The organism is Microbacterium sp. Leaf161 (genome assembly GCF_001423645.1).
In the GTDB taxonomy this organism is placed as follows: Bacteria; Actinomycetota; Actinomycetes; order Actinomycetales; family Microbacteriaceae; genus Microbacterium; species Microbacterium forte.
Window position 1 is genome coordinate 1,453,140 of the sequence record NZ_LMOW01000001.1, and the last position, 12,118, is coordinate 1,465,257.

15 protein-coding genes are annotated in these 12,118 nt (G+C 67.9%); 8 read left to right on the plus strand and 7 right to left on the minus strand.

Going from position 1 to position 12,118, the window contains the following annotated elements; translation table 11 throughout:
• Nucleotides 1-64: 64 nt before the first annotated feature.
• The 3 genes from ASF87_RS07155 to ASF87_RS07165 all read left to right on the plus strand — a co-directional run bounded on the left by ASF87_RS07155 (nt 65) and on the right by ASF87_RS07165 (nt 2,451).
• A complete protein-coding gene (locus tag ASF87_RS07155; RefSeq protein ID WP_042540651.1) occupies nt 65-292 on the plus strand; it encodes a DUF2188 domain-containing protein in 228 nt (75 codons plus the stop codon).
• 35 nt (nt 293-327) lie between these two features.
• Nucleotides 328-1,068 (plus strand): 3-keto-5-aminohexanoate cleavage protein, encoded by a 741-nt coding sequence (locus ASF87_RS07160; RefSeq protein ID WP_056376388.1) that lies wholly within the window; start codon nt 328-330, stop codon nt 1,066-1,068.
• Nucleotides 1,069-1,266: 198 nt separating this feature from the next.
• Nucleotides 1,267-2,451, plus strand: a complete 1,185-nt coding sequence (locus ASF87_RS07165; protein WP_056375256.1) for a MalY/PatB family protein — start codon at nt 1,267-1,269, stop codon at nt 2,449-2,451.
• A 227-nt stretch (nt 2,452-2,678) separates the two neighbouring features.
• Here the strand turns inward: ASF87_RS07165 and ASF87_RS07170 are convergent, their stop codons facing one another.
• Nucleotides 2,679-3,059 (minus strand): PIN domain-containing protein, encoded by a 381-nt coding sequence (locus ASF87_RS07170; RefSeq protein ID WP_056375258.1) that lies wholly within the window; start codon nt 3,057-3,059, stop codon nt 2,679-2,681.
• A complete protein-coding gene (locus tag ASF87_RS07175; RefSeq protein WP_056375260.1) occupies nt 3,056-3,319 on the minus strand; it encodes a type II toxin-antitoxin system Phd/YefM family antitoxin in 264 nt (87 codons plus the stop codon). The genes ASF87_RS07170 and ASF87_RS07175 overlap by 4 nt, the downstream gene beginning before the upstream one ends.
• A 162-nt stretch (nt 3,320-3,481) precedes the next feature.
• On the opposite strand from ASF87_RS07175, the gene ASF87_RS07180 reads away from it, so the two are divergent.
• The gene (locus ASF87_RS07180) at nt 3,482-4,009 is read left to right on the plus strand and encodes a PadR family transcriptional regulator (RefSeq protein ID WP_056375262.1); all 528 of its coding nucleotides are present in this window, start codon (nt 3,482-3,484) and stop codon (nt 4,007-4,009) included.
• Entirely contained in the window at nt 4,009-4,776 is a 768-nt protein-coding gene (locus tag ASF87_RS07185; protein WP_056375264.1) for an alpha/beta fold hydrolase, read from the plus strand. Before ASF87_RS07180 ends, ASF87_RS07185 begins: the two co-directional genes overlap by 1 nt.
• A gap of 128 nt (nt 4,777-4,904) precedes the next feature.
• On the opposite strand, the gene ASF87_RS07190 is transcribed toward ASF87_RS07185, so the two are convergent.
• Complete coding sequence (locus ASF87_RS07190; protein WP_056375265.1) at nt 4,905-5,222, minus strand: GIY-YIG nuclease family protein; 318 nt, start codon at nt 5,220-5,222, stop codon at nt 4,905-4,907.
• A 137-nt stretch (nt 5,223-5,359) separates the two neighbouring features.
• On the minus strand, nt 5,360-6,529 hold the full coding sequence (locus tag ASF87_RS07195; RefSeq protein ID WP_056375267.1) for a MalY/PatB family protein: 1,170 nt from the start codon (nt 6,527-6,529) through the stop codon (nt 5,360-5,362).
• A 412-nt stretch (nt 6,530-6,941) separates the two neighbouring features.
• Here ASF87_RS07195 and gnd point away from each other — a divergent pair, with 412 nt between their 5' ends.
• Nucleotides 6,942-8,003 carry a phosphogluconate dehydrogenase (NAD(+)-dependent, decarboxylating) gene (gnd, locus tag ASF87_RS07200; RefSeq protein ID WP_056375270.1) on the plus strand — a complete coding sequence of 354 codons (1,062 nt, stop codon included), beginning with the start codon at nt 6,942-6,944 and terminating at the stop codon, nt 8,001-8,003.
• Nucleotides 8,004-8,201: 198 nt separating this feature from the next.
• Complete coding sequence (locus tag ASF87_RS07205) at nt 8,202-8,672, plus strand: GNAT family N-acetyltransferase (RefSeq protein WP_056375272.1); 471 nt, start codon at nt 8,202-8,204, stop codon at nt 8,670-8,672.
• Between the two features lie 3 nt (nt 8,673-8,675).
• Here the strand turns inward: ASF87_RS07205 and ASF87_RS17465 are convergent, their stop codons facing one another.
• Nucleotides 8,676-9,632 carry a G5 domain-containing protein gene (locus ASF87_RS17465; protein WP_082508786.1) on the minus strand — a complete coding sequence of 319 codons (957 nt, stop codon included), beginning with the start codon at nt 9,630-9,632 and terminating at the stop codon, nt 8,676-8,678.
• Nucleotides 9,633-10,045: 413 nt separating this feature from the next.
• On the opposite strand from ASF87_RS17465, the gene ASF87_RS07215 reads away from it, so the two are divergent.
• On the plus strand, nt 10,046-10,630 hold the full coding sequence (locus tag ASF87_RS07215; protein WP_157550020.1) for a hypothetical protein: 585 nt from the start codon (nt 10,046-10,048) through the stop codon (nt 10,628-10,630).
• Between the two features lie 21 nt (nt 10,631-10,651).
• Here the strand turns inward: ASF87_RS07215 and ASF87_RS07220 are convergent, their stop codons facing one another.
• Together ASF87_RS07220 and ASF87_RS07225 are read right to left on the minus strand one after the other, a co-directional pair.
• Nucleotides 10,652-11,038, minus strand: coding sequence for a VOC family protein (locus ASF87_RS07220; protein WP_056375277.1), 387 nt, complete (start codon nt 11,036-11,038; stop codon nt 10,652-10,654).
• A gap of 47 nt (nt 11,039-11,085) precedes the next feature.
• On the minus strand, nt 11,086-12,087 hold the full coding sequence (locus ASF87_RS07225) for an Lrp/AsnC family transcriptional regulator (protein ID WP_056375279.1): 1,002 nt from the start codon (nt 12,085-12,087) through the stop codon (nt 11,086-11,088).
• Nucleotides 12,088-12,118 lie beyond the last annotated feature (31 nt).

Sequence of the window (12,118 nt, forward strand, 5' to 3'; positions counted from 1 at the left end):
GTCAAGGGGCTCTCCCGGTGTCAGGCCCGTCACGTAGAAAGGAGGCAGATCGAAAGGACGTGGCATGGCCGCAGGCGACATCGAGACCTTCCAGCGTGACGGGATCTGGTTCAACCGCATCGAGGGCGAATCCCGCACCCTGGGTTCCAGCTTCGGGACCCAAGACGAAGCTGTCCGGGCCGGCCGCGGGGCAGCGGCGGCGCGTCAGGTGCAGCACACCGTGCGCACCGACGAGGGACCATCCGACACCGGAAACCTGTACGACTGGCATCCGCGCGACCTCATGAACTGATGGGCGGCGATTCGTTGGACCGATCAGACCGACGGATGCTGTTGCAGGCCTGCATCAACGGCGCCCGTTCGGCAACAGAGCATCCGGCACTGAGTGCCGACGCAGCCCTCTCCGCAGCTGATGCGGCGCGGGCGGTGGCCGCGGGAGCGACCGAGATCCATGTGCACCCGAAGGATGCCGCGGGGCGCGACAGCCTGGCTGCCGCTGACGTCGAGCGGTGGCTGCTGGCTATGAGGGCCGCGTGCCCCGAGGTGCCGATCGGTGTGACCACGGGGGCGTGGATCGAGCCTGACGTCGAGCGGCGGCTGGCCGCGATCTCGGAGTGGACGGACCTGCCCGACTTCGCATCCGTCAACTGGCACGAGGCCGGCGCCGACGACGTGGCCGAACTGCTGCTCAGCCGGGGAATCGGAGTAGAAGCGGGCATCTGGGACGCCACGGGACTCGAAGCCTGGAGTCAGTCGCCGGCCCGAGGCAGGTGCGCTCGCGTGCTCATCGAACTGCCGGATGAGGCCGTCGAGGTCGTGCGACGCCATGCCGAGGGGCTGATCGCACACGTCCGGCTCGACGAGCCGAGCATCCCGATCCTGCTGCATGGGGAGCTGCGATCGGCGTGGCCCGCGTTCACGCTCGCCGTCGAGCTCGAGCTCGATTCGCGCATCGGACTCGAAGACACCCTGTCCCTCCCCGACGGACGGACCGCCCCCGACAACGCGACGCTGGTACGCACGGCGAGCGGGATGGCCTTCGCAGGCCGACGCGACGCGGCATCCTGACCGTCACTCACCGAAACGAGAATCGCACGACGACAGGACCTTCCTTAGTGTGGAAGCTCACGTTGTGAAGGAGTACTCGTGTCTGAGATCACGACCACCGACCGCGCCGGTCGACCGACGACGGGTGACCGCGTGAGCACCCGTCGTGCCGGTGGCGCTGCTCGATGTCGGTTCGCGGGCTGCTGAGAGCCGCTCGCCATGACCGATCACCGCGCCCGCACTGACCCGCATCCGTTCGACTCCCGCACGAGGTTCGACCTCGATCGACCTGAGAGCCGCAAGTGGAGTCTGCACCCTGGACGCATCGGCGCGTGGGTCGCCGAGATGGACTTCGGCGTCGCGCCCGTGATCGCCGATGCGATGCACCGAGCGATCGACGAGGAGAACCTCGGATACCTGTCGCCACCGCTCGCCGCCCGGCTCGGTGAGGCGACCGCCGAGTGGATGCAGGGCGAGTACGACTGGGTGATCGATCCCGAGCGCGTGCACCCGGTGTCCGACGTGATGGCCGCACTGCGCGTCGCGGTGGAGGAGTACGCGCCCGCCGGATCACCGGTCATCGTGCCCACTCCCGCATATATGCCGTTCCTGACATATCTGCCCGCCATCGGGCATCCGGTGATCGAGATCCCCGGTGTCGAGGTCGACGGACGCTGGCATCACGACCTACAGCGCATCGATGATGCGTTCGCAGCCGGTGCCCGCACGCTCGTGCTCTGCAACCCGCACAACCCGACCGGAACCGTCGTCGAGAGAACCGAGCTCGAGGCGCTCGCCGAGATCGTGGAGCGCCACGGCGGTCGGGTGTTCGCGGATGAGATCCACTCTCCACTGCGCTTCGACGGCCGGCCGTTCATCCCCTATGCGTCGGTGTCTGAGGCGACGGCCGCGCACACCGTCACCGGCACGAGCGCGTCGAAGGCATGGAACATCCCCGGGCTCAAGACCGCTCAGCTGATCACGTCCAATGACGCCGACCAGGAGCTCTACCGCCGGTTCGGGTTCTCGGTGCAGCATGGAGCCGCGACGCTCGGCGTGGTCGCGTCGACCGCGGCGTATCGCGAGGGCAAGCCGTGGCTCGACGGAGTGCTCGCGTATCTCTCCGAGTCGCGACACCTTCTCGGATCTCTTGTCGCCGAACATCTCCCCGGCGCGATCTATCGTGAACCGGACGCGACCTACATCGGCTGGATCGACACGAGCGCGCTGGGGATCGAGGGCGCGCCGGCCGCCTTCTTCCGCGACCACGCCGGAGTCGTGCTGACCGAGGGTGCGCTGCTCGGACGCGGGTACGAGGAATTCGTACGCGTCGTGTTCGCGACTCCGCAGCCGATCCTGCGCGAGGCGTTCGCCGCGATGGGGGATACCGTTCGCGCACGATGAATCGTTCCCGTGGCGGCGAGGCCGTTCGCGCGAGGTGGCTCCCGAAGATCGGCGCGCGCATCCGCAGAAGGAACTCCACCGCCCGGCGGGTGCGTGGTCAAAAAGGCATCCCCAGGGCGCCGTTCCGGTGCAAAATTGGCCACGCACGACCCGAGCGTGAGCGAGGGTGCGAAATCGATCTCCTTCGGCGGGAAAAGCTCGCCCGGCAGGCCGCCTGTCGTCGGGTGCTAGACCCGCGGCCCCGCGTCGATTACGAATCGCTGCGCGGCCGCCGCGAACTCGAGGTCGAAGGTGAGGATGCTCTCGATCGCGGCGCCTATCTCGAGGGCGGTCGCGAGATGCAAGGCAGCGAGGGTGCGCAATCCGCTGTGCAGCTCTACGGCCCGTGCGAGCGTGTCATCGCTGAGCGAGACGAGAGCCACGCGGTCGAGGAGCTCCTGTGCGGCCTCCGTGCTGATAGCTCGCCGGTCGGCGACGGCATGCAGCTCGACCGCCAGCAGTCGGGAGGAGACGAAGCCGGTGCCGTCGGCGAATGCCTGGCGCATCGCTGCGCTGCCATCCTCGTCGATGAGAGCCTTGGCTGCTGCGGAGGTGTCGAGGTAGATCACAGCCGCTCGGCACGAAGGTCGTCGAGGATGTCTCGGGTCGAGCGTTCACTCGCGGCGGCGGGTGTCGGGAGCGCCCCGGACTTCGCGGGCAGCGTCACGCGGCCTGACGATATGAGTCGCTCCCAGTCGTTCTGTGCGGGAGGGGTGAGCTCAGCGATCGGGCGTCCGCGGTCCGTGATGATCAGTCGCTCCCCGGCGGCCACCCGCGCCAGCACCTTCGCGGTCTGCTGATTGAGTTCCGTCTTCGTCACCCTGGCCATGCCGCCGATTCTACGCGCGATCTACTAGAAGTAGTAGATCGCTGGCTCTTGCTGGATTCCCTTCATCCTGCAGTGGGTTTCGGACGTTTCCCCCGGGTGTCTGGCGGGCCGCTGCGATCCACATACTTGTGCCGTCCTATATATGTATGGTCTGATACCAGCATGCAGCTTCGGCACGCCGTCCTCGGCCTCCTCGACGTCGCTCCGCAGAGTGGATACGACCTCGGTCGGGCGTTCGACCGGTCCGTCGCCCACTTCTGGAACGCCGACCAGTCGCAGATCTACCGCACCCTCGACCGTCTTGAGGCAGACGGCGCGATCGAGACCGAGACGATCCCTCAGCAGGGCAAGCCGGATCGCCGGGTGCACTCGCTGACCGACGTGGGCCGAGCCGAGCTCGCGCAGTGGCTCAGCACTCCGCTCGAGACGCTGAAGCCGAAGGAGCCGTTCCTCGCGCGACTGTTCTTCGCCGAGTCGCTCGGGGTCGACGGCATCCTGGCCCTGCTCGACGAACGCGAGGCGGCGGTGCGCGAAGGGCTCGAGCAGCTGCGCTCCCTTCCCGCGGCGAGTGGCGATCTCGGTGCAGTCTTGCGCATGGCGACTCTGGATGCCGGCATCCGACAGGGCGAGGTGGAGCTGGCGTGGCTGCGCGCTACGCGGGCATCGGTCGCAGGCATCGAGGAGTCCTGATGGATCCCGACTACGCCGTCGAGCATGGCAAGCGCCGGGGCGAGTCGATCATCCTGCTGCACGGAGGCAACGTCGGCAACTGGATGTGGGAGCCGCAGGTCGAGCGTCTCGTCGGAAGGCATCTGATCACACCGGATGTCATCGGCTTCAACGCCCGCCGCGGCGAAGCCTGGCCAGGTCTCGCGGGCGCCGCCGATGACGTGGCGGCGACAATCAGAGAGCGCGCGGTCGGCGGGCGGGCGCATGTCGTGGGGCTGTCGATGGGAGCGGTCATCGCCGTGCACCTGGCCGCCCGGCATCCGGACCTCGTGCGATCGTGCATGGTCACCGGCGCGATGATGCTCGGCGTCACCGGAACCCAGCGTCGCCTGGCGGAGCTGCAGCTGCGCGCCTGGGATCGGCGATGGTTCTGGCGGATGCAGGCGGCGATGTTCCGGATTCCCGCCGATGCGAGCGAGCAGTTCATCGCCGCGGGCATGGGTGTCAGTTCGCAGACGGCGCACGCGATGTACGGGGAGATCTTCGACGGATCGATGCCGGAGGGCCGGTTCGATTACGAGGGTCCGATGCTGGCGATCGCCGGAGAGCGCGAACCGCGCGATGTGGCCAGGGCGTTCCCCGCGCTCGTGGGGGCGATGCCGCAGACCCGCACGTGGGTCGCCCCGCGGATGCGCCACGTCTGGAGCATCCAGGACCCCGACCTGTTCACGAAGACGATCGTCGACTTCGTCGACCGGGATCTCGTCCCGCAGCCCTCGGTTCGTTGAGCGCCTTCGTCCCTGTTCGTTGAGCGGGGCCGGCGGACCCTTCGTCCCCCGGTCGTTGAGCGAGGCCGGCGGAGCCTTCGCCCCCGGTCGTTGAGCGAGGCCGGCGGAGCCGCCCGAGACGAAACGCGCTACCTCACCGCGGGACGCTTCCCCCGAGCCGCCCGCTCGCGCCGCTCCCGCACGCTCCACCCACGCACCGCATCCAGCCCGCCGTCGATGAACGCCAGTCGCTTCGCGTGGCTCCACCCCTGCAGACGCTTCTCCCATGCGAAGGCGTCATCGATGCGGGCGTGCTCGCTGCTCCAGATGAGTTCGACCGGGAGCCGCCGTTTCGTGTACTCGCTGCCCATCCCCTCCTGGTGCTGGACGATCCGCTTGCTGAGATCGCGGGTGCTGCCGACGTAGAGCGTGCCATCGGAGCAGCGAAGAATGTAGACGTATCCCATGCAGGCGGAGCGTACGCGCGGATGCCGACACTCGCCGCCGTCCGCAGTGTGGGTGCGTTTCGTCTCGGTCGGCTTCGCCGTCCTCGCTCAACGACCGGGAGGAGGGGGTGCCGTCCTCGCCCAGAGGAGCAACGCGCTCAGACGGCCCGGTCGCGCAGTGCGGCGGCGATCCGGTCGACCGCCTCGACCATGACCGGTCGCGGGAGCGCGAAGACGAAGCGCGTGTATCCGATCGCGGCCTCACCGCAGGCGGCGCCATCCGTCATCGCGACCCCGGCGTGCTCACGGAACCACTCGCCGAGGTCCCCGGTCAACCCGGTCTCGCGGAAGTCGAGCAGCGCGATGTAGCTGCCCTCGGGCACGATCATCCGCACGCCGGGCAGCTTCTCGTCGACGAGCTGCGCCAGCATCCGCCGGTTGCCGTCGAGGTAGTCGACCACCTCGTCGAGCCACTCGCGGCCGCCCGTGTAGGCGGCGATGTTCGCGACGACGCCGAGCGTCGAGGTGCCGTGCCCTGCCCAGAATCCGAGGCTCTCCCACAGCGCGGCGTCTGCATCGTTCGAGAGGATGACCTGCGCGCACTTGAGGCCTGCGAGGTTCCACGCCTTCGACGCCGACGTCGCGGTCAGCGTGTGCGACGCCGCCGCCTCCGACACCGATGCGTACGGAATGTGCTGAGCCGGCGCGTAGACGATGGGTGCGTGGATCTCGTCGGAGAACACCCGGCCACCGGCATCCGCCACGACCGAGGCGATCGCGAGCAGCTCGTCACGGGTCGCCACGGTGCCGAGCGGGTTGTGCGGGTTGCAGAGCACCAGCATCTCGCCGCCGTCGCGGAATGCCTGGGCGACGGCATCCAGGTCCATGACCCAGCGTCCGTCGACCTCGATGCTCGGCACCTCGATCACTCGACGGTCATGCATCGGCGGCACCAGGAGGAACGGCATGTATGCGGGCGTCGGCACGATGATCGCCGAGCCGGGAGTCGTGAAGTGCTCGATCGCCAGCTCGAACGCGGCGATCACGTCGGGGACATGGTGCACCCGCTCGGGCGAGATCTCCCACCCATACGAATCGGAGTACCAGCGGGCCGTGGCCTGCGAGAGGTCCTTGGCGAGCTTCTCGGGCAGGTAGCCGGTGACGCCCAGATCCAACGCATCCTTCACCGCGCTGTTGATCGCGGGGGCGAGTCCGAAGTCCATCTCGGCGACGAACGCGCCGATCATGTCGGGGAAGTTCGTCCATTTCAGGCTGCCTGCCGCTCGCAGGTCGTCTTGCGTGATCTGGTCGAACGTTCCGGTGGTCATTCTTCAATCCTTCCATCCGCCGGGAGCCCTCGGCCCGGATGCGGAAGGTCTGGGCTGTTCACTCGTCGACACCTGCGCGTCCGGATCACGGATGCGTGCCGAGAACGAGGGGCTCGGCCTGCATCCGTGATCTGAGCGTGCATCTGTGAGGGCTGCCCGGACGCGGCCCTCACCGAGTGCGGGCCGCGTGCGGGGTCACTTTCGCATCGGAAGACGGCCTTTCGGATGCGTTTTCGACCCCGCACCGAGTGCCCGATGCGTGCGAGGTGACTTCTGCACCGCAAACCGAGGCCAGCGGTGCATCATCGACCCCGCACCGAGTGCCCACCGAGCCACGGCATTGAGCCACCCCTGAACCCGTGCCAGGATTGCCCCGACTCGGCCCATCGGGGGCGGGGACGAAGGGATTCTCATGCAGCTGGCGATGATCGGACTCGGTCGGATGGGTGCCAACATCGTGCGCCGCCTCATGCGGGCGGGGCACGAGTGCGTGGTCTATGACGTGAATGCCGATGCGGTGCAGGCGCTGGTCGCCGAGGGAGCCGTGGGTGCAGACAGCATGGCCGACCTGGCGTCGAAGCTCGAAGCGCCGCGGGCTGTGTGGATGATGGTGCCTGCCTCGCTCACGGGAGCGGTGGCCGACCAGGTCGCGGAGGTGCTCGATGAGGGCGACATCCTGATCGACGGCGGCAACTCGAATTACCGCGACGACGTCAGGCGCGCGAAGGTGTTCCGCGAGCGCGGCATCCACTACGTCGATGTCGGCACGAGCGGTGGCGTGTTCGGGCTGGACCGCGGGTACTGCCTGATGGTCGGCGGACCGGATGAGGCCGTGCAGCGCATCGAGCCCGTGCTGCGCACGATCGCTCCAGGGGTCGGCGAGATCGAGCGCACTCCCGGTCGCACGGGAGATCTCACCCCCGAGGAGCAGGGCTATCTGCACTGCGGGCCGTCGGGCGCGGGGCACTTCGTGAAGATGGTGCACAACGGCATCGAGTACGGCATCATGGCGTCGATCGCCGAGGGCCTCAACCTGCTGCACAACGCGGATGCCGGAGTGCGCGAGGCCGAGCACTCGGCCGAGATAGCCCCGCTGGAGGAGCCCGAGTTCTACCAGTTCCCGATCGACACGTCGAAGGTCGCGGAGCTGTGGCGCCGAGGGTCCGTCATCTCGTCGTGGCTGCTCGACCTGACGGCCGCCGCGCTGGCAGAGAATCCGCAGCTCGACGATCTGGCCGGTCGGGTCTCCGACTCGGGCGAAGGCCGCTGGACGGTCAAGGCCGCTGTCGACGTGGGCGTGCCCGTGCCGGTGCTCGCGGCGTCACTGTTCGAGCGCTTCGCCTCGCGCGACGAAGACAAGTTCGCCAACCAGGTGCTGTCGGCGATGCGCCTGCAGTTCGGCGGACACCAGGAGCTTCCGGCCGGCGACGTGCTCGAGGCCGGGTCGCGAAAGGCCGACTCGGACAGCGCCTGACCTGGGGCTCTTCCCGTTCGAGCGTGGCTTGCGGCGCGGCCCACGTTCACAATTCAGCAAGAATCGGATGCGTCCGCGGACTCGGCCCCGCAATTCCGTGGGACCGATGCGTCGGCCGACTCGTTCTTGCTGAGTTCTGAACCGGCGGCGCCGCTCGCCGGGTCGAAACGAAGCGCTCCACCCGAGAAAGGCAACCGCATGACCACCGTCACACGTCGAGCCACCTCCCACGACGCCAACCGCCTCGCCGCGATGCTGCACGCCTTCAACACGGAGTTCGACACCGAGACCCCGGGGGTCGAGGTGCTCGCCGAACGATTGCGCACGCTGCTGGCCGGAGACTCGACCTTCGCGGTGCTCGCAGACGACCCTGCCGCGGGAGTCGCGCTCGTGACCCTGCGCCCGAACGTGTGGTCTGACGGGCCGGTCGCGCTGCTCGACGAGATGTATGTCGAGCCCGAGCAACGCGGCACCGGCATCGGCAGCGCGATCCTGCAGCACATGGTCGAGATCTGCCGGGAGCTCGACGTCGCAGCGATCGAGATCAACGTCGACGAGTCGGATGCCGGGGCGATGCGCTTCTACGAACGGCACGGGTTCAGTGGCGTCGACCCGAACTCCGGCGAGCGCGCGTTCTACTTCTATCGATCGCTCGAGGCGGGAGACTAGCGGCTAGTCGCAGGCGATCCCGTCTCCGTCGCGATCGAGGTCGTAGATGTCCGAGCCGACGATCTGCACCGGGCCCTGCACATACGCCGGTCCGTTCCCGCTGCCACCTGCGCAGTCGACGTCACTGGAGATCGGCACGCATGCACCGGTGTAGTTCGAGTCGCAGCCACCACCGCCCTGCTGCACGAGCGGCACCGGCGCGGGCGCAGGAGCGGGCACGGCAACCGGTGCGGGAGCCTTGCTTCCGATCGCTGTCACCTCGTTGACCGGCTGCACCGAGACAGCCTCGCTGACGACCTCGCGAGACACTTCCACACCGTCGACCATGGTCACGCGGTATGTGATCACCTTCACACCGTTCACGCCGGCGGAGACGAGCGCTGTGGCGCCTTGATCGAGCTGAGGGTCGTCGACCGTGGCCGCCTCGAACGGCACGGGCACCTCTTCGGTCGCGGTCTCGAACGTGGTCGGCGTGGGGGTCGGGCTGGGCTTCGGGGTCGATGTCGCTACCGCTGCGAAGTTCTGAGGTTCGGATGCCGTCGGAGTGCCTCCGCCGTTCGCGCTGGCGATGCCGCCACCCGTGACCAGAAGAGCAGCCATGCCCAGGGCGACCACACCCGACATCCGTGACCGCAGTCCCAGTGCCGGAAGAGGGCGAGCGGCCATCACATAGAGGGCGACGCCGACCATCGCCGTGGCCACCAGGAGGATCGCGATCGGCGACACGCGGGCCAGTACCCCGCCGACCACGAGTGCGCCGATGATGATGCCGGCGGTGCGCCACCCGCTGCGTCGCTTCGATGCGACGGATGCTCCGGTCGGAGCGGGGTGCGACATCTGCGATGTCACGGCAGCAGCCGGCGACGGCGATGTGGCATCCGTCCAGCGATGGCCGTCCCACCAGCGCAGCTGATGCGGATTCTGCGGATCTGGATGCCAGGAGGCAGGCGGCAGTGACATGAGAGTTCCCCTCGACAGTGAGGCGACGAATCGCCAGCGCCCCCAGAGCGCTTTGACCTGTATATCGGTTGCTGGACGCGTCGGACAAGTAACGATTCAGACCGGAATGCCACCTCGGTCGGCGAGAGCGTCAGCGCTGGGGCGGGACCGCGTCGCACTCCCCGGTCGGACGGCGATGCAAGATACTGCACTGTCCTCATATGTGTGCTTTGCTACGTCGTGCGGTCGCGAAGACGGGCAAAGGCGCCGATTGACATGTCTCCCGACCGTTCGAGCGGACCTCGAGCGCTCGCACTCTCCCGGGGTCCGCTCGACAACGTCTGGCGAGGTGAGTTTCGACGAAGGGGGCGGGTATGAATCAGAACGACCGGGTGCGGTATACGCGGCTGCGATTGCTGGGAAGCACGGGGATCGTGGCTTCCCTCGCGATGCTCGCCCTCGCCGGGTGCACGGGGACGGTGACGAGCATCCAGACTTCAGCTGCGTCACCGGACACTCGTGACACCCTTGACTTCTCCGGGCCTTTCGCATCGGACTATGCCGAAGCGTGGGTGGAATCGGAGTCGGATTTCGTGCGCCTCGTGATCGAAGACGAGAAGATCTCCGAACAAGAGTGGGCTGCGGTCGAACGACGGATGGCCGCCTGCTTCTCGAGTAAGGGTGCGACGTTCGAGGGGTACACGCGGGATGGCGGCTACGAGGCGCAGGGAAACTCTCTGTCGGTCGATCGTCTCAGCGAAGTCATGGGCGAGTGCGAGCGATTCACGGGCGAGGCCTGGCTCGGCTTCCTCTGGTTCTGGCCACAGAAGAATCCGCATAACCTGCCCATCGAAGAGATCGTTTCTGAGTGCCTGATCCGTAACGGCATCGTCGCTCCTGACTACACGCCCGAGGACTTCCTCCGTGACAATCCGACCCTGTCCTTTCCCTACCTGCGTTCTGGTGAGGGAGAGCGGGGTGCGCTCGAATGCAACGCAGACCCGAGGGTCAATCTGTAGGCGCGGTTCCAGCGACCCGGCTCAGTCTTCCCGATACCGCTCCCACCCCGCCCAGTCCGGTCGGTCAACGACACAGAATCGGTTGCCCTCGGGGTCTTCCATGATCACGTAGTCGGCGTCGTCGGCCCGGTTGTCCCAGTGCACCTCGTGGGCGCCGAGCTCGGCCAGGCGGCGCACTTCGGCATACTGATCCTCGGCGTAGATGTCGAGGTGGATGCGCGGCGGCAGCACCCGCTCGGAACGGTGAGCGTCGAGCGCGATGCAGGGGGCGTCTGCATCGCGCGGCTTCAGCACGACCCAGTCGTCGGATGCCGGGTCCCGCTCGACATAGTCAAGAGCTGCCTGCCAGAAGCGCGACTGCGCCGGGAGGTCGTTCACGCGGATCACGATCGACACGATCTTCAACATGCGCGTCAGTGTAGGCAGGGCGTGGCACTCCGACCAGGGGGTTCCGCTCAGATCGTGAGCGGCACGACTTCGCCCGACGCGCGCCCGTCGGCGTGCAGCAGATGCCCGAGATGCTTCGTCGTCCGCAGCACGACCGACCGGTCGGCGATGCTCACCCCGGGCAGACGTTCTTCGATGATCGCCTCCATGCGTGCGACGTCCTGCAGGGTGCGCAGCCACACCGCCATGATCACGTTGTACTCGCCGACGGTGTTCGCGACGAGGCGCACCTCTTCGATGCGTCCGAGCTGCGCACCGATGCGGGCCGCCATCGCGGCCGGCACCCGCAGGAAGTACCACGCGTAGATGGGCCAGGGCGTGTAGCGCCGGGCGACGTCGACGCGGATCGCCAGCCGCCCCGACTCGCGCATCTCGGCGATCGCATCACGCACCCGCCGAGGGGCCATCCCCAGCCGCGAGGCAAGCTCCGTGATCCCGACGCGACCGTCGTAGGCGAGCTCGGCCGCGATGGCGTTCCTCTGCTCCGCCGACATGCGCACGGATGCTGAGGGCGCCCGCCGTTCCAGGGCCTCGATCTGCGCGACCTCCTGCGTGGTGAGTGCGCGGAGCCGCCATCCCCGCGCATCTCGGACGGTCTCCGAGACCAGGTGAGTGCGCATCGAGCGCACGCCGGCGACCCCGCGGATGCGCTCGAGCGTCCAGACGGCCAGGGCCTCGGCATCCGGCACTGCGAGTGTCAGGAAGATGTCGCGTCCACCCGCGGTGAGGTCGATCGTGAACGCCTCGGGGTCTCTTCCGAGAGTCTCGGCGACCGCCAGCGTCTCGCCCGGGCTGCACTCGATCTCGATCAGCACGAGCACCGCCGGCGCCCCCGCGCCATACCCGGTGACGTAGACGATGCCCTCCCCCACGAGCCGAGCCCACCGCCGCGACAGGGTGGCGGGGTCAGCGCCGACGATGGGTGCCAGCGCGTTCCAGGTCGCCCGCGGACTCACCTGCACGGCGTGGATGAGTCGCTGGTCGAGGTCGTCCAGTCCGATTTCCTGCATACGCCACACCCCTGCATCCGATTTCGTGCAC